Origin of the sequence: Ancylobacter sp. TS-1 (assembly GCF_009223885.1) — a bacterium.
In the GTDB taxonomy this organism is placed as follows: domain Bacteria; phylum Pseudomonadota; class Alphaproteobacteria; order Rhizobiales; family Xanthobacteraceae; genus Ancylobacter.
Window position 1 is genome coordinate 3,046,959 of the sequence record NZ_CP045144.1, and the last position, 20,859, is coordinate 3,067,817.

The 20,859-nt window shown below is 69.7% G+C and carries 22 protein-coding genes; 14 read left to right on the forward strand and 8 right to left on the reverse strand.

All coding sequences use genetic code 11. The annotated features are described in order from the left end of the window. Positions 1 to 31 precede the first annotated feature (31 nt). Genes GBB76_RS14320 through glpD form a run of 6 tightly spaced genes read right to left on the reverse strand, consistent with a single transcriptional unit; the run spans position 32 to position 5,824 of the window. Positions 32 to 337 (reverse strand): DUF2160 domain-containing protein, encoded by a 306-nt coding sequence (locus GBB76_RS14320; RefSeq protein WP_152303926.1) that lies wholly within the window; start codon positions 335 to 337, stop codon positions 32 to 34. An 11-nt stretch (positions 338 to 348) separates the two neighbouring features. Beyond that, positions 349 to 1,170 carry a carbohydrate ABC transporter permease gene (locus GBB76_RS14325; protein ID WP_152303927.1) on the reverse strand — a complete coding sequence of 274 codons (822 nt, stop codon included), beginning with the start codon at positions 1,168 to 1,170 and terminating at the stop codon, positions 349 to 351. Next, positions 1,167 to 2,069, reverse strand: a complete 903-nt coding sequence (locus GBB76_RS14330; RefSeq protein WP_152303928.1) for a carbohydrate ABC transporter permease — start codon at positions 2,067 to 2,069, stop codon at positions 1,167 to 1,169. The genes GBB76_RS14325 and GBB76_RS14330 overlap by 4 nt, the downstream gene beginning before the upstream one ends. Next, positions 2,069 to 3,157 (reverse strand): ABC transporter ATP-binding protein, encoded by a 1,089-nt coding sequence (locus tag GBB76_RS14335; protein ID WP_152303929.1) that lies wholly within the window; start codon positions 3,155 to 3,157, stop codon positions 2,069 to 2,071. The genes GBB76_RS14330 and GBB76_RS14335 overlap by 1 nt, the downstream gene beginning before the upstream one ends. A 10-nt stretch (positions 3,158 to 3,167) precedes the next feature. Next, entirely contained in the window at positions 3,168 to 4,277 is a 1,110-nt protein-coding gene (locus GBB76_RS14340; protein ID WP_152303930.1) for an ABC transporter ATP-binding protein, read from the reverse strand. Then, positions 4,274 to 5,824 carry a glycerol-3-phosphate dehydrogenase gene (gene glpD, locus GBB76_RS14345; protein WP_152303931.1) on the reverse strand — a complete coding sequence of 517 codons (1,551 nt, stop codon included), beginning with the start codon at positions 5,822 to 5,824 and terminating at the stop codon, positions 4,274 to 4,276. The genes GBB76_RS14340 and glpD overlap by 4 nt, the downstream gene beginning before the upstream one ends. 493 nt (positions 5,825 to 6,317) lie before the next feature. Between glpD and GBB76_RS14350 the strand changes: the two genes are divergently transcribed. The 14 genes from GBB76_RS14350 to GBB76_RS14415 all read left to right on the forward strand — a co-directional run bounded on the left by GBB76_RS14350 (position 6,318) and on the right by GBB76_RS14415 (position 19,724). Continuing rightward, complete coding sequence (locus GBB76_RS14350; RefSeq protein WP_152303932.1) at positions 6,318 to 7,640, forward strand: ABC transporter substrate-binding protein; 1,323 nt, start codon at positions 6,318 to 6,320, stop codon at positions 7,638 to 7,640. A 223-nt stretch (positions 7,641 to 7,863) separates the two neighbouring features. Then, positions 7,864 to 8,832: a carbohydrate ABC transporter permease gene (locus GBB76_RS14355; RefSeq protein WP_152303933.1), complete on the forward strand. Its 969-nt coding sequence runs from the start codon at positions 7,864 to 7,866 to the stop codon at positions 8,830 to 8,832. After that, positions 8,829 to 9,809 (forward strand): carbohydrate ABC transporter permease, encoded by a 981-nt coding sequence (locus GBB76_RS14360; protein WP_152303934.1) that lies wholly within the window; start codon positions 8,829 to 8,831, stop codon positions 9,807 to 9,809. Before GBB76_RS14355 ends, GBB76_RS14360 begins: the two co-directional genes overlap by 4 nt. Beyond that, a complete protein-coding gene (locus GBB76_RS14365) occupies positions 9,806 to 10,042 on the forward strand; it encodes a hypothetical protein (RefSeq protein WP_152303935.1) in 237 nt (78 codons plus the stop codon). Before GBB76_RS14360 ends, GBB76_RS14365 begins: the two co-directional genes overlap by 4 nt. Positions 10,043 to 10,046: 4 nt before the next feature. Beyond that, positions 10,047 to 11,159: an ABC transporter ATP-binding protein gene (locus GBB76_RS14370; RefSeq protein ID WP_152303936.1), complete on the forward strand. Its 1,113-nt coding sequence runs from the start codon at positions 10,047 to 10,049 to the stop codon at positions 11,157 to 11,159. After that, a complete protein-coding gene (locus GBB76_RS14375) occupies positions 11,152 to 12,168 on the forward strand; it encodes an ABC transporter ATP-binding protein (RefSeq protein ID WP_152303937.1) in 1,017 nt (338 codons plus the stop codon). The genes GBB76_RS14370 and GBB76_RS14375 overlap by 8 nt, the downstream gene beginning before the upstream one ends. Before the next feature lie 63 nt (positions 12,169 to 12,231). Continuing rightward, positions 12,232 to 13,863 carry a dihydroxyacetone kinase subunit DhaK gene (locus tag GBB76_RS14380; protein WP_152303938.1) on the forward strand — a complete coding sequence of 544 codons (1,632 nt, stop codon included), beginning with the start codon at positions 12,232 to 12,234 and terminating at the stop codon, positions 13,861 to 13,863. 29 nt (positions 13,864 to 13,892) lie between these two features. Next, positions 13,893 to 14,507, forward strand: a complete 615-nt coding sequence (dhaL, locus tag GBB76_RS14385; RefSeq protein WP_152303939.1) for a dihydroxyacetone kinase subunit DhaL — start codon at positions 13,893 to 13,895, stop codon at positions 14,505 to 14,507. Next, positions 14,504 to 14,914 carry a dihydroxyacetone kinase phosphoryl donor subunit DhaM gene (gene dhaM / locus GBB76_RS14390; RefSeq protein WP_152303940.1) on the forward strand — a complete coding sequence of 137 codons (411 nt, stop codon included), beginning with the start codon at positions 14,504 to 14,506 and terminating at the stop codon, positions 14,912 to 14,914. Before dhaL ends, dhaM begins: the two co-directional genes overlap by 4 nt. After that, positions 14,914 to 15,282, forward strand: a complete 369-nt coding sequence (locus GBB76_RS14395; protein WP_152303941.1) for an HPr family phosphocarrier protein — start codon at positions 14,914 to 14,916, stop codon at positions 15,280 to 15,282. Before dhaM ends, GBB76_RS14395 begins: the two co-directional genes overlap by 1 nt. Further along, positions 15,266 to 16,888, forward strand: coding sequence for a putative PEP-binding protein (locus GBB76_RS14400; protein WP_152303942.1), 1,623 nt, complete (start codon positions 15,266 to 15,268; stop codon positions 16,886 to 16,888). The genes GBB76_RS14395 and GBB76_RS14400 overlap by 17 nt, the downstream gene beginning before the upstream one ends. A 2-nt stretch (positions 16,889 to 16,890) precedes the next feature. Next, the gene (locus tag GBB76_RS14405) at positions 16,891 to 17,301 is read left to right on the forward strand and encodes a hypothetical protein (RefSeq protein ID WP_152303943.1); all 411 of its coding nucleotides are present in this window, start codon (positions 16,891 to 16,893) and stop codon (positions 17,299 to 17,301) included. Positions 17,302 to 17,408: 107 nt separating this feature from the next. Further along, the gene (locus GBB76_RS14410; protein ID WP_152303944.1) at positions 17,409 to 18,398 is read left to right on the forward strand and encodes a dihydroxyacetone kinase subunit DhaK; all 990 of its coding nucleotides are present in this window, start codon (positions 17,409 to 17,411) and stop codon (positions 18,396 to 18,398) included. 87 nt (positions 18,399 to 18,485) lie between these two features. Beyond that, positions 18,486 to 19,724, forward strand: a complete 1,239-nt coding sequence (locus tag GBB76_RS14415; protein WP_152303945.1) for a CaiB/BaiF CoA-transferase family protein — start codon at positions 18,486 to 18,488, stop codon at positions 19,722 to 19,724. A 28-nt stretch (positions 19,725 to 19,752) separates the two neighbouring features. Here the strand turns inward: GBB76_RS14415 and GBB76_RS14420 are convergent, their stop codons facing one another. Together GBB76_RS14420 and GBB76_RS14425 are read right to left on the reverse strand one after the other, a co-directional pair. Continuing rightward, entirely contained in the window at positions 19,753 to 20,628 is an 876-nt protein-coding gene (locus tag GBB76_RS14420) for an efflux RND transporter periplasmic adaptor subunit (protein WP_152303946.1), read from the reverse strand. Beyond that, positions 20,628 to 20,858: a DUF1656 domain-containing protein gene (locus tag GBB76_RS14425; protein WP_246668935.1), complete on the reverse strand. Its 231-nt coding sequence runs from the start codon at positions 20,856 to 20,858 to the stop codon at positions 20,628 to 20,630. Before GBB76_RS14425 ends, GBB76_RS14420 begins: the two co-directional genes overlap by 1 nt. Position 20,859: the final 1 nt, after the last annotated feature.

Sequence of the window (20,859 nt, forward strand, 5' to 3'; positions counted from 1 at the left end):
AATCGCGCGGCTTGCTACCGCTTAGGCGCATTCACACGAGGCGGAACACCGCCAGTGCGTAGACAAGGCAGAGCGCGAGCGCCCAGCCGAGATCGGGTCCCACCAGGCCGAGCCAGGCGAGATTGATGAAGGCGCTGCCGAGCAGCGTGATGAACAGCCGGTCGCCGCGCGTGGTGGGAATGCCGAGCACGCCGACGCGGGCCCGCTCGGGCCGCCACAGCGCCACCAGGGTGAAGAACAGCAGCAACCCGGCTATGACGACGAAGAACAGCCCGGTCTGCCAGGTCCACGCCATCCAGGCGAGGTTCTCGGAAAGGCGCGAAGTGGTGTCTTCCATCGCGTCCTCCCTCACACCCGGCCAAGGGCAAAGCCCTTGGCGATGTAGTTGCGCACGAACCAGATGACGAGCGCGCCGGGAATGATGGTGAGCACGCCGGCGGCGGCGAGAAGGCCCCAGTCCATGCCGGCGGCCGAGACGGTACGGGTCATGGTGACGGCGATCGGCTTGGCGTTGGTGGCGGTGAGCGTGCGCGCCAGCAGCAGCTCCACCCACGAGAACATGAAGCAGAAGAAGGCCGCCACGCCGACGCCCGAGGCGATCAGCGGCATGAAGATCTTCAGGAAGAAGTGCGGGAAGGAATAGCCGTCGATGGCCGCCGTCTCGTCGATCTCGCGCGGCACGCCGGACATGAAGCCCTCCAGGATCCACACCGCCAGCGGCACGTTGAACAGGCAGTGCGCCAGCGCCACTGCCCACGGCGTGTCGAACAGGCCGATGGCGGAATACAGGTTGAAGAAGGGCAGGGCGAACACCGCCGGCGGCGCCATGCGGTTCGACAGCAGCCAGAAGAACAGGTGTTTCTCGCCGACGAAGCGGTAGCGCGAGAAGGCATAGGCCGCCGGCAGCGCCAGCGAGATCGAGATGATGGTGTTCAGCACCACATAGGACAGCGAGTTGATGTAGCCCGAGTACCAGCTCGAATCGGTGAAGATCTTGATGTAGTGCTCGAAGGTGATCGCCTGCGGCCAGAGGGTGACGCCGGAATTGATCTCGAAATTGGTCTTCAGGCTCATGTTCACGAGCCAGTAGATCGGCAACAGCAGGAAGACGAGATAGACCGTCATCACGATGGCGCCGGAGCGCGAGGCGCGGTTGGCGGAGGTGCTCATGGCTGCGTCTCCACCTGCTGGCGCTCGGAGCCGGTATTGGTCATCACCGTGTAGAAGACCCAGCACAGGGCCAGCACGATGAGGTTGTAGACGAGGCTCATCGCCGCCGCCTTGCCGAGATCGAACTGGCCGAGCGCGAGCTTCACGAGGTCGATGGACAGGAAGGTGGTGGCGTTGCCGGGGCCGCCGCCGGTGAGGACGAAGGGCTCGGTGTAGATCATGAAGCTGTCCATGAAGCGCAGCAGTACCGCGATCAGCAGCACGCGCTTCATCTTCGGCAGCTGGATGGTGGTGAACACCGCCCAGCGCGAGGCGCCGTCGATGCGCGCGGCCTGGTAATAGGCGTCGGGGATCGACTTGAGGCCGGCATAGCACAGCAGCGCGACGAGGCTGGTCCAGTGCCACACATCCATCACCACGATGGTGATCCAGGCCGCCAGCGAGTCGCCGGTGTAGTTGTAGTCGATGCCGAGCGCGTTGATGGCCCAGCCGGCGAGGCCGATATCGGCGCGGGCGAAGACCTGCCAGATGGTGCCGACCACGTTCCACGGGATCAGCAGTGGCAGCGCCATGATCACCAGCGTGGCGGCGACCTTCCAGCCCTCGCGCGGCATGGACAGCGCCACGAGAATGCCGAGCGGCACCTCGATGGCGAGGATGATCGCCGAGAACAGCAGGTTGCGCCACAGCGCGTCGAAGAAGCGCCCGCCAAGCTCGGTCGTGGGGTCCAGCAGTTCCTGGAACCAGCCGAGCCCGTTCCAGAAGAACTGGTTGTTGCCGAAGGTGTCCTGAACCGAATAGTTCACCACCGTCATGATCGGCACGATGGCCGAGAAGGCGACGATCAGGAACACCGGGGCGACGAGCAGCCAGGCGCGGTTGTTGAGGGGCTTTTCCATCAGGCGGCTCCCTCGCCGGCGACCAGCACGCCGCCGGAATAGATGTGGATCTGGCGGGCGTCGAGCGTCAGGCCCGCCTCGTCGCCATTGAGCGAAAGCGTCTCCGGCATCAGCGCCGCGGCGGGGTGGCCGCCGATCTCGATGCGGGCGATGCGGGCGCGGCCGATATCGTCGACCCGCCGCACCTTTACCGGCACGCCGCTGCCCGCCGGCGCCAGCGTGGCGAATTCCGGCCGCACGCCGAGCTCGACCTTCTCGCCGGCCGGCAGCGTGGGATAGGAGCGGATGAGGTCGATGCCGACGCCGCCGACATGGGCGGTGCGGCCCTCGACCGTGGCCGGCAGCACGTTCATGCCGGGCGAGCCGATGAAGTGGCCGACGAAGGTGTGCGCAGGGCGCTCGAACAGTTCCTCGGGCGTGCCGGTCTGCACCACGGCGCCGTCATGCATGACCACCACCGTGTCGGCGAAGGTCAGCGCCTCGGTCTGGTCGTGGGTGACGTAGATCATGGTCAGGTCGAGCGAGCGGTGCAGTTCCTTCAGCGTCGAGCGCAGCTGCCATTTCAGATGCGGGTCGATGACGGTCAGCGGCTCGTCGAACAGGATGGCGGCGACATCCTCGCGCACCAGCCCGCGCCCGAGCGAGATCTTCTGCTTGGCGTCGGCGGTGAGGTTCGAGGCCTTGCGGTCGAGCACCGCGCTCATGTCGAGCCGGGAGGCGATCTCCTCGACGCGGCGGGCGATGGTCTCGCGCGGCAGGTGCCGGTTCTTAAGCGGGAAGGCGAGGTTCTCGCGCACCGTCATGGTGTCGTAGACAACAGGGAACTGGAACACCTGCGCGATGTTGCGCGCCTCGGTCGGCAGGCGGGTGACGTCGTGCCCGTCGAACAGGATGCGCCCGCGCGTGGGCACCACGAGGCCGGAGATGATGTTGAGCAGCGTGGTCTTGCCGCAGCCCGAGGGGCCGAGCAGCGCATAGGCGCCGCCCTGCCGCCAGACATGGTTGATCTCCTTCAGCGCATAGTCCTGCGGACCGCGCGGATCGGGGCGGTAGGCGTGGGCGAGACCGTCGAGTGTGATGCTGGCCATGGTCTGCTCCTCACGCCGCCGCGTCCAGGACGCGTCCGGCCCGTTGGCCGGCGGCGTCGAACAGCAGGATATGGTCCGGATCGATCAGCACCTCGACCGTCGCGCCGGGCTCGACGCGCCGCACGCCGGGCACCAGCGCGGTCAGGCGCTCCTCGCCCATGTCCATGTGCAGGAAGCTCTCCGAGCCCGTCACTTCGGTCACGGCGACGGTGGCGCCGAGGCGGATCAGCCGGTCGGCGCCGGGATGGCGCTCGGCGCTGGCGACGTCCTCCACCTCCAGGTGATGGGCGCGCACGCCGACCGTGTACGAGCCGTCCGGCACGCCGAACAGCACGCCACTCGCCGGCAGCACGGAGCCGTTCTCCAGCAGCACGGTGTGGCCGGATTTGGTGGCGCGCAGCGCGTTGAGCGGCGGATCGGAGAAGACGCGGGCGGTGGCGAGGTCGCCGGGACGGCGATAGACCTCGGCGGTCGGGCCGAACTGGGTGAGCCGGCCCTCCATCAGGCAGGCGGTGCTGCCGCCGAGCAGCAGCGCCTCGGTCGGCTCGGTCGTCGCATAGACGAAGACGGCGCCGGTGGAGGCGAAGATGCGCGGCAGTTCCTCGCGCAATTCCTCGCGCAGCTTGTAGTCGAGATTGGCCAGCGGCTCGTCGAGCAGCACCAGATCGGCGCGCTTGACCAGCGCGCGGGCGATGGCGGTGCGCTGCTGCTGGCCGCCGGAGAGGGCGAGCGGGGTGCGCGCCAGATAGGGCTCCAGCTTGAGCAGCCGCGCCGCCTCGGCGACGCGCGCCGCGATCTCGGACTTCAGCAGCCCCTGCACGCGCAGCGGCGAGGCGATGTTCTCGTAGACGGTCAGCGAGGGGTAGTTGATGAACTGCTGGTAGACCATGGCGACGCTGCGCTTCTTCACCGGCACGCCGGTGACGTCGCGCCCGTCGACGAGGACGCGCCCGGAGGTCGGCGCGTCGAGGCCGGCCATCAGCCGCATCAGGCTGGTCTTGCCGGCCAGCGTGGCGCCGAGCAGCACGTTGAGGCTGCCCCGCTCCAGCCGCAGCGAGATGTCGCGTATGTAGGGGACACCGGCGACGGTGCGGCTGACGCGATCGAGTTCGAGGGTCATCGCGCGGCTCCCTGCAGCGGCGCCGGTGCGGCGCGGTGTGGCGCGATCTCCGACATGAAGGCATCGAGCGCGGCGGTTTCCGGCGCGGTGAAGCGCAGGCCGAGCTTGGAGCGGCGCCACAGCACGTCCTCGGCGGTGCGCGCCCATTCCTCGCGCATCAGATAGCGCACCTCGGCCTCGGTGAGATCGGCGCCGAAGACGCGGCCGAGGTCGCCGGCCGAGCGGGCGCCGTCGAGGATGCGCATCGCCCGGGTGCCGTAGGCGATGACGAGGCGGCGTGCGAGCCGCTCGTCGAGCCAGGGATGCGCGCGCAGCAGCTGGGCGACCACGCGCGGCTGGTCGGTCACCGCGAAATCGCCGCCGGGCAGCGGCGCGGTGCCGGTCCAGGACGCCTTGCCGGCGGCCGGCAGATAGGGGGCGAGCTTCTGCACGGCGTGCTCGGCGAGGCGGCGATAGGTGGTGATCTTGCCGCCGAAGACCGAGAGCACCGGCACCCGGCCGTCCACGTCGTCGAGTTCGAGCACGTAGTCGCGCGTCGCCTCCTGCGCCTTGGAGGCACCGTCGTCATAGAGCGGGCGCACGCCGGAATAGGTCCACACCACCTGGTCGGGCGTGACCGGCGCCTTGAAATACTCGCTCGCCGCCGCGCACAGATAGGCGATCTCCTCGGCGCTGGCGACCGGCTTGCCCGGCGTGCTGCCATAGTCGCGGTCGGTGGTGCCGATCAGCGTGAAGTCATTCTCATAGGGGATGGCGAAGATGATGCGCCCGTCGGCGTTCTGGAAGATATAGGCGCGGTCGTGCTCATACAGGCGCGGCACCACGATGTGGCTGCCCTGCACGAGGCGGACATTAGCCGGCGAATTGGCGCGCAGCACATGCGCCAGCACCTCGTGTACCCAGGGACCGGCGGCATTGACCAGCGCGCGGGCATGGACGAGCTGGTGCCCGCCGTCGCCCTCCACTTCGAGGCGCCAGTATTCCGGCTCGCGCTGGGCCGACACGACGCGCGCGCCGCGCCGCACGTCGGCGCCGCGCTCGGCGGCATCGAGCGCGTTCAGCACGACGAGCCGGCTGTCCTCCACCCAGCAGTCGGAATATTCGAAGCCGCGCTTGTAGCCCTCGCGCAGCGGCCGCCCGGCCGGGTCGCGCGACAGGTCCAGCGCGCGGGTCGAGGGCAGGCGCTTGCGCCCGCCCAGATGGTCGTAGAGGAACAGGCCGAGCCGCAGCAGCCAGGCGGGACGCAGCCCGTCATGGTGGGGCAGCACGAAGCGCAGCGGGCGGATGATGTGCGGGGCGATACCCCACAGCACCTCGCGCTCGGCGAGCGCCTCGTGGACGAGGCGGAACTCGTAATGCTCGAGATAGCGCAGGCCGCCATGGATCAGCTTGGTCGAGGCGGAGGAGGTGGCGCCGGCGAAGTCGCCCTGCTCCAGCAGCACGACCGACGCGCCCCGGCCGGCCGCGTCCCGCGCGATGCCGCACCCGTTCACGCCCCCGCCGATGATGGCGAGGTCATAGATTTCGTCCCGCGCGCGAGCGTCCAATTGGCGCCTCCCGGATGCGCTCCCTTACGTTGGGAGCGCTTTCGTTTTTATCTTCGTATGGACGCTATACGAAACTGATTTCGGCGGCAACAGGGCAAAATGCGAAAGACTCGAACCTTCGTTTAGGTGCGACGCAGCATCGGCGTACTCCCGGATCGGGCACCCGGGACGGCCGGGAGAGGGCAGGCGCAGCGCGCCGCCGGCGCCGGCCGTTTCTCTGCCGCGCCGGCTGCCGAAGGCCGGCATGGGGCGGATGCGGCACGCTGCGGCGCAGCAACGATTTGTTCTTGCGCTGTTGAGCAAATCGTATCTAACTAAACACAACACTAAATCTCGCCGGTGCACGCCACGCCGGCAGGATCGGGCCGGCAAGGCCGCCGCGTGACGACCGTGACCTGACGACCGCAAGCTGACCAACGCAACCTGAAGACCACAAGCCGACAAGGCCAAAGGAGGGGGCGACGAGCCCACCTTCGTTCTCTGGGAGGAGAGCATGCAGAAGAAGTGGGTACCCCTGTTCGGGGCGGCCGCGCTGTGCGCCGCCATGACCACGCCGCAGGCCGCCAAGGCCGAACAGCTCACCCTGTGCTGGGCGGCCTGGGATCCGGCCAATGCGCTGGTCGAGCTGTCGAAGGACTTCACCGCCAAGTCCGGCATCGACATGAAGTTCGAATTCGTGCCGTGGACCAGCTATGCCGACCGCTTCCTCAACGAGCTGAACTCGCGCGGCAAGCTGTGCGACCTCATCATCGGCGACAGCCAGTGGATCGGCGGCGCCGCCGAGAACGGCCACTACGTCAAGCTGAACGACTTCTTCGCCAAGGAAGGCATCAAGATGGATGACTTCGTGCCGGCGACGGTGGTCGGCTATTCGGAATGGCCGAAGAACACGCCGAACTACTGGGCGCTGCCGGCCATGGGCGACGTCGTCGGCTGGACCTACCGGAAGGACTGGTTCGAACGGCCGGAATTGCAGAAGGAATTCAAGGCCAAGTATGGCTGGGACCTCGCCGCGCCGAAGACCTACGACCAGCTCAAGCAGATCGCCGAATTCTTCCAGAAGCGGCAGATCGACGGCAAGACCATCTACGGTGCCTCGATCTACACCGAGCGCGGCTCGGAAGGCATCACCATGGGCGTGACCAACGTCCTCTACGACTGGGGCTTCATGTATGAGAACCCCAAGAAGCCCTACGACATGCAGGGCTATGTGAACTCGCCGGACGCGATCAAGGGCCTCGAATTCTACAAGGCGCTCTATGATTGCTGCACGCCGCCGGGCTCCTCCAACGTCTACATGGTGGAATCGGCCGACGCGTTCAAATCCGGGCAGGTGGCGATGCAGATGAACTTCGCCTTCACCTGGCCGGGCCTCTACAAGGACGAGAAGGTGGGCGGCGACCGCATCGGCTTCTTCGCCAACCCGGCCGAGAAGTACCATTTCGCCCAGCTCGGCGGACAGGGCATCTCGGTGGTGGCCTATTCCGACAAGCGCGACGCCGCGCTCCAGTACATCAAGTGGTTCGCCCAGCCCGACGTGCAGGCCAAGTGGTGGAAGCTCGGCGGCTATTCCTGCCTGAAGGCGGTGGTCGACGCCCCCGACTTCAAGACCAGCCAGCCCTACGCCCCGGCCTTCCTCGAATCCATGGCGATCGTGAAGGATTTCTGGGCCGAGCCGAGCTACGCCGAACTGCTGCAGTCGATGCAGAAGCGGGTGCATGACTATGTCATCGCCGGCAAAGGCACGGCCAAGCAGGCGCTCGACGGCCTGGTGGTCGACTGGACCGAGATCTTCAAGGAAGACGGCAAGATCTGAGGGCCGAGTGCCTTCTTAACCCTCTCCCCGCTGGGGAGAGGTGACCCGCGAAGCGGGTCGGTGAGGGGCAAGCACGCGCAAGGCGTCGAACCCCTCACCCCACCCCTCTCCCCGGCGGGGAGAGGGAGAATTGCCCCCCGCTTCCTCCCGACGGCGACCCGGTTGCATCCGAGACCTGACCGGGTCGCCCCTTTTCGAACCGCCGACGCCAGCGAGTGCGCGCGTGACAACATCCCATCACACCTTTGCCGACAAGACCGCCGAGGCGGCGGTGCGCGCGACCCCGGAGCCTCTCGCGAGGCGGGTGCGCTCGCTCTCCGACAAGGCCATCGCCTGGCTGTTCATCGCCCCGACCATCGCGCTGCTGCTGGCGATCAACATCTTCCCGCTGTTCTGGGCGATCTACCTGTCCTTCACCAACTACCGGGCCAACCGGCCCAATGCCGAGGTCAGGAATGTCGGCCTCGGCAACTATTCGCGCGTGCTGAACGACCCCGACATCTGGGCGTCGATGCAGACCACGGCGCATTTCGTGTTCTGGACCATTCTGTTGCAGACGGTGATCGGCTTCGGCCTCGCCTATCTGATCGACCGCAAGTTCCGCGGCCACGCCTTCTGGACGACGCTGATCCTCATTCCGATGATGCTGTCGCCGGCCGTGGTCGGCAATTTCTGGCGCTTCCTCTACGAGCCGCAGATCGGCCTGTTCGCCTATGCGGTCTCGTTCCTGACCGGCATTCCGACCTCCGAGATCCAGATGCTCGGCAGCGTCCAGCTGGCGCCCTGGGCGATCATCATCGTCGATACCTGGATGTGGACGCCCTATGTGATGCTGATCTGCCTCGCCGGGCTGCGCTCGATCCCGGACTACATCTACGAGGCGGCGGAAGTCGACCGCGCCTCCCCCTGGCGGCAGTTCTGGTCGATCACCGTGCCGATGGCGCTGCCCTTCATCATGCTGGCGGTGCTGTTCCGCGGCATCGAGAACTTCAAGATGTTCGACATGGTGAACCTGCTCACCGGCGGCGGGCCCGGCTCGACGACCGAGGTCGCCTCCATCGCGCTCAAGCGCGACGCCTTCGAGGCGTGGGCGACCGGGCGATCCTCGGCCTTCGCCATCGTCCTCTTCGTCGCGGTGTTCGGCCTCGCCAACATCTACGTCAAGGCGCTCAACAGGGTGAAGCAGCGATGAGCCCGGCCAGGACAATCTTCAAGCCGACCACAGCGACCGCCGCCCATTCCGTCGTCGAGCCGGGCGCGACCTCCAAGCGCATCGCCGCCACGCTGGTGATCCTCTACGCGGTCATCACCATGGTGCCGCTGGTGTGGATCTTCCTCACCTCGATCAAGTCGCCCCCCGACTCGATCTCCTACCCCCCGAAGATCCTGTTCACGCCCTCGCTGGAGGGCTACTGCAACCTCTTCACCACCCGCACGCGGCAGACGCCGGAATACATCGCCGCGCTGCCGGAGCCGGACGGCATCTGCGACGCCGTGACCCGCAAGCGCAACATGGTGATCGCCGGGCCGTCGAACTTCCTGCCGCGCTTCGCCAATTCGCTGATCATCGCCTTCGGCTCGACCTTCCTCGCCGTCGGGCTGGGCACGCTGGCGGCCTATGGCTTCTCGCGCTTCAAGGTGCCGCTGGCCGACGACCTGCTGTTCTTCATCCTGTCTACCCGGATGATGCCGCCCATCGCGGTGGCCATCCCGATCTACCTTATGTACCGCCAGCTCGGCCTGTCCGACACGGCGCTGGGCATGATGCTGCTCTACACGGCGGTCAACGTCTCGCTCGCCGTCTGGCTGCTCAAGGGCTTCATCGACGAGATTCCGCGCGAATACGAGGAGGCCGCGATGATCGACGGCTATTCGCGCCTGCAGGCCTTCCGCAAGGTGGTGCTGCCGCAGGCGACCACCGGCATCGCCGCCACCGCCATCTTCTGCCTGATCTTCGCCTGGAACGAATATGCCTTCGCCTCGCTGCTCACCTCCGGCAGCGCCCAGACCGCGCCGCCCTTCATCCCCACCATCATCGGCGAGGGCGGGCAGGACTGGCCGGCGGTGGCGGCCGGCACGACGATCTTCCTGATGCCGATCCTCGTCTTCACCATCCTGCTTCGCAAGCAGCTGCTGCGCGGCATCACCTTCGGGGCGGTGCGCAAATGAGCGATATCCGTCCCGCCGCCGCCACGCCGCCCGATGCCACGCCGTCCGACACGAAGCCCGTGCGCCCCTTCTTCCTGCGGCGCGGGCCGATGGAGGCGGTCGCCGTCACCGTCATCGGGCTCGGCTTCCTCATGCTGTTCCAGCCCTTCGCGCTGGTGCTCTACACCTATTCCCTCGTCACCCTTCTGGTCGGCACTTTCATGTTCATGATCGTGTCGAAGTTTCCGGAGTAGCCCGATGGCCGAGATCAAGGTCGACCATCTGCGTAAGGCGTTCGGCGAGTTCGTCGCCGTGCAGGATTCCAGCTTCACCGTCGAGGACGGCTCGTTCCTCGCCCTTCTCGGCCCCTCGGGCTGCGGCAAGACGACGACGCTGCGCATGATCGCCGGGCTGGAACTGCCCACCGGCGGCACCATCCAGCTCGGCGGCGAGGACGTGACCTACAGGCGCGCCAGCGAACGCGACATCGCCTTCGTATTCCAGCTTTTCGCGCTCTACCCGCACATGAACGTCCGGCGGAACATCGGCTTCCCGCTTATGGCGCAGGGCGTGCCGAAGGCGGAGATCCGCGCGCGGGTGGAGGAGACCGCGCGGCTTCTCCAGATCGACCACATCCTTGACCGGCCGGTCTCGGGCCTTGCTGGCGGCGACCGCCAGCGCGTGGCGCTCGGGCGCGCCATCGTGCGCCGGCCGATGTGCTTCCTGATGGACGAGCCGCTCGGCACGCTCGACGCCGAGTTCCGCGAGGTGATGGTCCGCGAGCTGCGCGAGCTGCACAACCGCATCCACGCCACCACGGTCTACGTCACCCACGACCAGATCGAGGCGATGGCGATGGCCGACAAGATCGCGGTGATGAATCACGGTGTCATCGAGCAGTTCGGCACGCCGCAGGAGATCTATGACCGCCCGGCCTCCATGTATGTCGCCGACTTCATCGGCTCGCCGCCGATGAACTTCATCCGCTTCGAGGCCGGCCTGCCGAAAGGGGCGCGCGCCGCCCGTATCGGCGCGGCCGAGGTGGAGATGCCCGAGCTGCGCGCCGAGGTCGCTCCCGGCGCACTGGCGCTCGGCGTGCGGCCCGAGCACATCCGCTTTTCCGACGCCTCGCCGCTGCGCGGGGCGGTCTATGGCGCCGAATATCTCGGCACCAACCAGATCGTGACGGTGGAGACGCAGGGCGGGCTGGTGCGCGCGCGCCTGCCGGCCGGGCACAGCTACCGCATCGGCGAGCCGGTCGGCCTCGCCTTCAAGAGCGAGCGGCTGTCGCTGTTCGATGCCCGCTCCGGCCGGGTGATTCCGTCGGTGCTGCACGAGGGCGCGCTGCGCAAGGAGGCCCGTCATGGCTGACGTAGTCCTGAAGGGCGTCACCAAGAGTTTCGGCAAGGCGGGCGACAAGCGCGCCGTCGACGCCGTCGACCTGCACATCGCCGATGGCGAGTTCGTGGTGCTGCTCGGCCCGACCGGGGCGGGCAAGACCACGACGCTGCGCCTCATCGCCGGACTGGAGAAGCCGGACGCCGGCACCATCTCCATCGGCGGGCGGCCGATGGAGGGGCTGGCGCCGGCCGGGCGCGACGTCGCCTTCGTGTTCCAGCAATATTCGCTCTACCCGCATCTGACCGTCTACGAGAACCTCGCCTTCCCGCTGCGCTCGCCGGCCCGCCGCATGGACGCGGCGACCCTCGACGCGCGGGTGCGCGAAGTGGCGAAGATGGTGCGCATCGACCACAAGCTGGAGAACCGCTCCACCCGCCTCTCCGGCGGCGAGATGCAGCGCGTCGCCATCGGCCGCGCGCTGGTGCGCCGCCCGGCGATCTACCTGATGGACGAGCCGCTTTCCTCGCTCGACGCCAAGCTGCGCGGCGAGCTGCGCCTGGAGCTGAAGCGCATCCAGAAGGAACTCGGGGCGACGCTGCTCTACGTCACCCACGACCAGATCGAGGCGATGACCATGGCCGACCGCATCGGCATTCTCGCCGAGGGCAAGCTGGTGCAGATCGGCACGCCGCGCGAGATCTACGCCGACCCGGCCAATCTCCACGTCGCCGCCCGCCTCGGCCAGCCGCATATCAACATATTGCCGGTCGACCTGCTGCCGGGCGTCTCGGCGCCGGCGGGCACCGCCTCCATCGGCGCGCGCACGGAGCACATCGCCATCGCGCCCTCAGCGGAAGGCAATGCGCGGGTCGACTGGATCGAGCATCTGGGCGACCAGAACCACCTGCATATCAGGCTCGGCGGGCACAAGCTGGTGACGCTGGCCGACCCGGACATGCCGGTGAGCCCCGGCGACAGCATCAGCCTGGCGCTGAGGAACCCGCTCTATTTCGGCCGGGACGGCCAGCGGCTGGTGTGACGAAGGACGCGGTGCGGCCGCCGGGGACCACGCCCGGCGCGCCGAACGGATGGGAAGGCAGCGATGAAACATTTCTTCAACCGCCGGGACAGCATCGTCACCGAGGCGCTGGACGGGCTCCTGCGCACGACGCCGCCCGGCCGGCTGGCCCGGCTGGACACCTATCCCGACATCAAGGTCGTGTTGCGCGCGGACTGGGACACGTCGAAGGTCGCCGTGGTCTCCGGCGGCGGCGCCGGGCATGAGCCCTCCCATGCCGGCTTCGTCGGCCGGGGCCTGCTGACCGCCGCCGTTTCCGGCGAGATCTTCGCCTCGCCCAGCGTCGAGGCCGTGCTCACCGCCATCCGCGCGGTGACCGGCGCGCCCGGCTGCCTGCTGGTGGTGAAGAACTACACCGGCGACCGGCTCAATTTCGGCCTGGCTGCCGAGCGTGCCCGCGCCGAGGGCTATCGGGTCGAGATGGTCATCGTCGCCGACGACATCGCCCTGCCGGACATTCCCCAGCCGCGCGGCGTCGCCGGCACGCTGTTCGTGCACAAGATCGCCGGCCACCATGCCGAGGCCGGGGCGGACCTCGCCACCGTCGCCGCCGCCGCCCGCGCCGCCGCCGCCGACATCGTCTCGCTCGGCGTCTCGCTGTCGTCCTGCTCCATTCCCGGCCAGCCCTTCGAGGCCCGGCTCGGCGCCGACGAGGGCGAACTCGGCCTCGGCATTCATGGTGAGCCGGGCGTCGAGCGCATCGCGCTGCTGCCCGCCGGCGAGATCGTCGCGCTGATGGCCGAACGCCTCGGCGCGCGGCTCGAAGAGGGCGCCGGCCATGCGCTGCTGATCAACAATCTCGGCGCCGTGCCGCCGCTGGAGATGAGCCTCATTGCCGAGGCGCTGCTGGCGTCCCCGCTCGGGCGGGATGTGCGGCTCGTCATCGGCCCGGCGGCGCTGATGACCGCGCTCAACATGAACGGCTTCTCGCTGTCCTTCCTGCGCCTCGACGAGGCCCGCGCGGCGGCGCTGGCCTCCCCCGTCGAGCCGCTCGCCTGGCGCCCGGCCGTGCCGACCGGCGAAGTCGTCGTGCTGCCGGCTCCCGCCGCGCCGGCGGCCGATGGCATCGCGGCGAGCGCCGACGCTACGGTGGAGGCGATCATCCGCACCGCCTGCGCCACCCTCACCGGGCTGGAGGAGGAGCTGAACCGGCTCGACGCGCGCGCCGGCGACGGCGACACCGGCTCGACGGTGGCCACCGGCGCGCGTGCCATCGAGGCGCGGCTGGGCCAGCTTCCGCTGGCCGATGCCGCCGCCACGCTCCACGCCATCGGCGCCGAACTGGGCACCGCCATGGGCGGGTCGAGCGGCGTGCTGCTCTCCATCTTCTTCACCGCCGCCGCCAAGGCGTCGTCCGAGGGGGAGGATCTGCCCGCCTCGCTTGGCGCCGGCCTCGACCGGATGATCTTCTATGGCGGAGCCACCCCGGGTGCCCGTACCATGGTCGACGCGCTGGCGCCCGCCCTGGCGGCGCTGGCGAGCGGAGGCCTCGCTGCTGCTGCCGCCGCCGCGACGGCGGGCGCTGAGGCGACGCGGGCCATGGCGACGGCGCGGGCGGGCCGCGCCGCCTATGTCGGCGCGCGCGATCTGGAAGGCTCGCCCGACCCCGGCGCGGTCGCGGTGGCCAGGGTGTTCGAGGCGCTGGCCCGGCGCTGAGCCGGAAGCCGCGACGGGGAGTGAGGCCGATGCCGTTCGACGCCGCCGATCTCGCCGAGCTGATCGCGTTGTGCCGCGCCGAGATCGACCGGCATGGCGAGCGCCTGTCCTCGCTCGACCGTGCCATCGGCGACGGCGATCACGGCGCCAATATGCGCCGGGGGCTGGAGGCGGTGTATCGCGAGCGCGAGGCCATCGCCGCCCTGCCGCTGCCGGCGGCGCTGGAGCGCATCGGCTTCGTGCTGGTGATGAGCATCGGCGGCGCGGCCGGCCCGCTCTACGGCACGCTGATGATGGAACTCGGGCGCGGCCTGCCGCCGGATGCGGACGTGGCCGAATTCGCCGCAACGCTCGCCCGCGCGGTCGAGGCGGTGGCGCGGCGCGGGCGCTCCGGCCCCGGGGACAAGACTTTGCTGGACGTGCTCTACCCCGTGCAGGCGGAGGTTGCCGGCCGCGCCGAACCCGCTCGCATCGCCGAATGCGCGCAGTCGGCGGCGCGGGCCACCGAAATGATGCTGGCGCGGCGCGGCCGGGCGTCCTATCTCGGCGCGCGCTCGGTCGGTCACGAAGACCCCGGCGCGTCGAGCTGCGCCCTGCTCACCGCCACCATCTGCCAGTATCTCAAGGAGCATGCCGCGCCATGACGGCCGTCCCCTCGCCCCGCTCCGCCAATGTGGGCATCGTGATCGTCTCGCACTCGCCGCTGGTGGCGCAGGGTGCGGCCGACATGGTGCGCCAGATGGTCGGCGACGGCGTGCCGCTGGCCTGGACCGGCGGCAATGCCGAGGGCGGGCTCGGCACCCATGTCGCGGGCATCCGGGCGGCCATCGAGGCGGCGTGGTCCGAGGCCGGGGTCGCCATCTTCGTCGATCTCGGCGGGGCCGAGACCAACAGCGAGGCGGCGGTGGAGATGCTCGGCCCGGTCCGCGCGGCGAAGGTCGCCATCTGCAACGCCCCCATCGTCGAGGGCGCGGTGGTGGCGGCGGCGGAAGCCTCGGGCGGCTCGGCGCTGGCCCGCGTGGTGGCGACGGCGGAAGAGTTGTCCTCCTGATGACCGAGACCGTTCCCTCCCATGGCTTCGCGCGCGCTCCCGGCTCCCACCGTTCGCAGGTGGAGGTCGAGGTGACGCACGGCATCGGCCTGCATGCGCGCCCCTCGGTCGCCTTCACCCGCCTCGCCAAGAGCTTTCCCTGCACCGTCGAGGTGGCGGTGGACGGCTCCGGCGAGTGGCTGAACGGCAAGAGCATCGTGAAGATCATCGGCGCCCGCATCCGGCGTGGCACGAGGCTGCGCATCCGTGCCGAGGGCTCGCGCGCCGAGGAGGCGGTCGCGGCGCTGAGCGAGCTGGTGCGCCGGGATTTCGACGAGGAGCGCCGGATTGGCCGGACCGACGGGCGGGCCGATGGCCGCCCCGCGTGACCTTCGCGGCAGCCCGGCCTCGCCGGGACGCGCGCTCGGCCCGGTCCACCGCGCCGAGGAACGCTCGGTGCCGCTGCCCGGCGCGCCGGGCGAGGGCGATGCCCGCGCCGCGCTGGCGGCGGCGGTCACGGTGGCGGTGGCCGAGCTTGGTGAACTCTCCGCCCGCTCGGACGCCGAGAGCGCCGGCATACTCGACTTCCAGATCGAACTGCTGCTCGACGGCGAACTGACCGCGCCGGCCTTCGCCCGCATCGGGCGCGGAGAGGCGGCGGCGCTGGCCTGGGCGGGCGCGATGAACGCCCATATCGACACGCTCGCCACCGATGGCGACGCCTTCGCGCTGCGCGCCGCCGATCTCGCCGACCTCAAGAACCGGGTGCTGGACGCGCTGGCGGGACGCACCCGCGCCGATTTCCCGCAAGGCGCGGTCTATGTCGGGCGCGACATGCCCCCCAGCGCCTTCCTCGCCCATGACTGGTCGGCGGGCGGGGCCATCGCGCTCACCGCGGGCAGCGCGGCCAGCCATGTCGCGCTGCTGGCGCGCTCGCGCGGCGTGCCGATGGTGGTCGGCCTCGGCGCGCTGCCGGCGGAACCGGGCGACACGGCGCTGGTGGACGGCACGCAGGGCGTGGTCCGGCTGCACCCGGAGGAACGCCTCGACGCGCCGCCAGCGCATCTCGTGGCCGGCGCCGATAGGGCGCCCGCCGCGCGGCTCGGTGCGGGGGGGAGGTACGCGGGAGAGACCGGCGCGGCAGAGACTGGCCCGGTGCGGCTGTTCGCCAATATCGACACGCTGGCCGATCTTGACGCGCTCGACCCTGCGGGCGTTGCCGGCGTCGGCCTCGTGCGTACCGAGTTCCTGCTCTCCGATGCCGCCGAGGCGCTGAATGAGGAGCGCCACCTCGCCTGCTACCGCCGCATCGTCGAGCGTCTCGGCGGGCGCCCGGCGACGCTGCGCATGCTCGACCTCGGCGGCGACAAGGCGATGCCGGGGCTGGTCGAGGGCGACCCCGCCTCGGTGCTTGGCGCGCGCGGCGTGCGCTTCCTGCTCGCCCATCCCGACCTCGCCCGCATCCAGGCCCGTGCGCTGATCCGCGCCGCCGCGCTCGGCCCGGTCAACGTGCTGCTGCCGATGGTGACGCTGCCCGCCGAGCTGGCGGCGATGGCGCGCCTGTTCGACGAGGAGGCGGCGCGCCTCGCCCGGCGTGGCGTGCCCGCGCGGCGCCCCCCGCTCGGCATCATGGTGGAGGTGCCGGCGGCGGCGCTGACGCTCGACCTGTTCGGCGCGGCCGCCTTTTTTTCCGTGGGCACCAACGATCTGATGCAGTATCTCGCGGCGGCGGCGCGGGACAATCCGGCGGTCGCGCATCTCTATGCGGGAGCGGAGGCCGCCATGTTCCGCCTGCTCGACCAGATCGCGGTCGCTGCCCGCGCCCTTGGCCGGCCGGTCTCGGTGTGCGGCGATCTCGCCGGCGACCCGGCCGCCGTCGGCCGCCTCGTCGCGCTCGGCCTGCGCGACCTCTCCATGGCGCCCGCGCGGCTCGGCGCCGTGCGCGCGGCGATCGAGGGGTTGGGCGAGGGATCAGGCGAAGGGGCGCCGGGCTGACCATGGCGCGCGAGCCGATCGACGAGGCGGTGATCGCCTACAAGACCATTCTGGCCGGCCTGCTCGACAACCGGCCCTCCGGCACGCGCCAGCGCCTCGCCAGCGCGCTCGGCAAGCACCGCAGCTTCGTCACCCAGGTGACGAGCCCGACCTACGACACGCCGCTGCCGGCGCGGCACCTGCCGACCATCTTCCGGGTCTGCCATTTCAGTCCCGGCGAGCAGGAGCGTTTCCTCGCCGCCTATGAGGCGGCCCATCCCGGGAGGTTGCCGGATGCGGGCGGAACGGAGAAGCTACGCACGCTTTCGGTCATGGCGCCGGATTTCGGCGACGAGAAGAAGAACCGCATGTTCGACGACGCCGTCGCGGAATTCGTCCGCAGCATGGCGGCGCTGGTCAACGGAGGCGAATGATGCCGAGAACGACGCCCGGAAGGGCGCCCATGAGGAAACGCCAATCCCCGTCCCGCACCTTTCCGCCGCGCCGGCGCGGGTGAGGCGCCGGCCGGGATGAGGATCGGATGAAGCGGATCATGAACGCGGCCGAAACGCTGGTGGCCGAAAGCCTCGCCGGCTTCGTGGCGGCGCATGAGGATCTCGTCGCCTTCGGCGGCGGGGGCCGTTTCGTGCGCCGGCGCACGCTCAGTCCCGGCAAGGTGGCGGTGATCTCCGGCGGCGGGGCGGGCCACGAGCCGCTGCATTGCGGCTTCATCGGCGCCGGCATGCTGGATGCCGCCTGCACCGGCCATGTCTTCACCTCGCCGACGCCCGACCAGATCCTCGCCGCCATGGACGAGACCGACACCGGCGCCGGCTGCCTGCTGGTGGTGAAGAACTACGACGGCGACGTGATGAATTTCGAGATGGCGGCGGAAATGGCCGCCGGCCGCCACCGGGTCGAGACCGTGGTGGTGGAGGACGACGCCGCCTCCGGCCCCTCGGTGCGCAGCCGCGGCCGGCGCGGCGTGGCCGGCACGGTGGTGATGGAGAAAATCCTCGGCGCGGCGGCCGAGCGCGGCGACGGTCTCGGCTCGCTGAAGGCGCTGGGCGAGGGGCTGTCGGGCCGGCTGCGCTCCATGGGCGTGGCGCTGCGCGGCGTCACCGTCCCCGACAATCCCCGCGAGACCTTCGCCCTCGGGCCGGAGGAGATGGAGATCGGCGTCGGCATCCATGGCGAGCCGGGGCTCTACCGGGCGCGCCTCGCCGGTGCCGACGAGATCGTGCGGCTGATCTGCGAGCCGATCCTCGACCAGCTCGGCCCGGCCGGCGCGTTCCGGCCGCTGCTGATCGTCAATGGCTTCGGCGGTACCCCGCCGATCGAATTGCATCTCGCCTACGGCCTCGCGCGGCGCCATCTCGCCGAACGGGGCGTCGCGCCGGCCCGCTCGCTGGTCGGCACCTTCGTCACCTCGCTCGACATGGCCGGGCTGTCGGTCACCATCGCGCTGCTGAGCGAGGACGAATACGCGCTCTGGTGCGCGCCGGTGGCGACGCCGGTGCTGGCGTGGTGAGGGGAAAGCGGGCGAGGTGAAACGAGCCCGGCGAGGGTGTAGAAGGCTCCCGCCGTCCCGAGCCATCTCACCCGCCGCGAGACCGCCATGACCGATCCTTCCGCGAGCCCTTCCCCGGCGCAGGCGCTGACCGGCGTGCGGGTGCTCGACCTCTCCCGCGTCCTCGCCGGCCCCTGGGCGACGCAGACTCTGGGCGATCTCGGCGCCGAGGTGATCAAGATCGAGAAGCCCGGCGCCGGCGACGACACCCGTGGCTGGGGCCCGCCCTGGCTGAAGGATTCCGAGGGCCGCGACACCGGCGAGAGCGCCTATTTCCTCACCGCCAACCGCAACAAGCGCTCCGTCACCATCGACATGGCGACTCCGGAGGGGCAGGGGCTGATCCGCCGGCTGGCGGCGACGAGCGACGTGCTGGTGGAGAACTTCAAGGTCGGCGGGCTGGAGCGCTACGGGCTCGACTATGCCAGCCTTTCCGCGCTCAACCCGCGCCTCGTCTATTGTTCGATCACCGGCTTCGGGCAGGACGGGCCGGAGGCCGGGCGCGCCGGCTACGACTTCATGATCCAGGGCATGTCCGGGCTGATGTCGGTGACGGGCAGCCCCGACAGCGAGCCGCAGAAGATCGGCGTGGCGCTGGTCGACGTGCTCACCGGGCTGAACGCCGCCATCGCCGTGCTGGCGGCGCTGGAGCAGCGCCACCGCACCGGGCGCGGCCAGCATATCGACCTCGCCCTGTTCGACGTCGCCATGGCGAGCCTCGCCAACCAGGCGCTGAACTTCCTCGTCGGCGGCACCGCGCCGCGCCGGCTCGGCAATGCCCATCCCAACATCGTGCCCTATCAGGCCTTCGGGACGGCGGACGGCCATCTCATCCTCGCGGTCGGCAATGACGCGCAGTTCGCCCGCTTCTGCCGCCTCGCCGATCTGGCGGAACTGGCCGCCGACCCGCGCTATTCCACCAATCGCCAGCGGGTCGCCAACCGGCAGACGCTTCTGCCGCTGATCGAGGCCGCGCTGAAGCGGCAGACGACGGCAGAATGGCTCGCCATGCTGGACGCCGCCGGCATCCCGGCCGGGCCGATCAACACCATCGCGCAGGCCTTCGCCGAGCCGCAGGCGATGGCGCGCGGACTGGCGATGGCGCTTCCGCACGCAAGCGGCGGCGCGGCGCCGGGCGTGCGCAGCCCACTGCGGCTGAGCGACTCGCCGGTCGGTGCGCCGCTGGCCCCGCCCGTGCTCGGCCAGCACACTGACGAGGTATTGGAAGAACGGCTCGGTCTCGGCGGGGACGAACGCGCCGCCCTGCGTGCCGCCGGCGTGATCTGAGCCGCGCCGGGCGAGTCAGCGCCCCGTGTCAGTTCTTCGCCTCTGAACGCACGACCACGGTGGCGGACATGCCTGCCGCCAGCAGCAGATCGTCCGGCAGGTTCTTGAGCGCGATGCGCACGGGAATGCGCTGGGCGAGGCGGATCCACTCGAAATTCGGATCGACCGTAGCGAGGAGCTGCCGGCTGCCGTCCGTGGTGTTGGCGATGGCGCGGCTCAGCCCCTGCACCGTGCCCTCCAGCACCCGTCCGCCAGCCATCAGCCGCACCTCGGCCGGCGCGCCGATGCGGACCGCCGGAAGCTTGGTCTCCATGAAATAGGCGTAGACGTAGAAGGAATCGCGGTCGACCACCGCCAGCACCCCGTTGCCGGTGGTGGCGTAGTCGCCGACCGTGGCGGTGAGGTTGGTGACGAAGCCGTTCACCGGCGCCCGCACCGTGCTGCGTTCCAGATTGAGCTTGGCGACGTTCAGCTCCGCCCGCGCCAGATCGAGCGAGGCCGAGGCCTCGTCGGCCCGGGTGCGGGAGGTTTCCGCCGCGACGGCGGAAATGGCGCTCGAATCGTTCGCCATCACCTGCGCGTCGCGGTTGGCGTCGTCCTGCGCCAGCTTGAGCGCGCTCTCATACTGGGCGACGCTGGCCTGCGCCTGTTCCAGCGCCAGCGTGAAACGCTGCTGGTCGATGACGAACAGCACGTCGCCCTTCCGCACCGGCTGGTTGTCGACCACGTTGATCGAGGAGATCAGCCCCGACACGTCGGGCGCCACCTCGACCACATTGGCCTGCACCTGCGCGTCCCGCGTCCAGGGCGAGAGCGTATAGAAATCCCACAGCCACCAGCCGGCCACCACGGCGGCGGCCACGGCGACGAGCGTGACGAGGTAGCGGATCAGATCTTTCGCCATCACAGCCATAGAAGGTTCCCGGCCAAGATCAGGCCGCCGAGGCTCAGAACATAGAGAGCGAGGTTGAAGAGGGAGCGATGCCAGACATAGCGGTCGAGGTCCAGCAAGCCGAAGGCCCGGCGCAGCAGCGTGTAGGGCAGCAGCGCCGCCAGCGCCCATAACAGCAGCGGCGGCAGGTAGAAGCCGAAGAAATTGACGGTGTGGAACACGGCGAGGCTGGGTTCGTACACG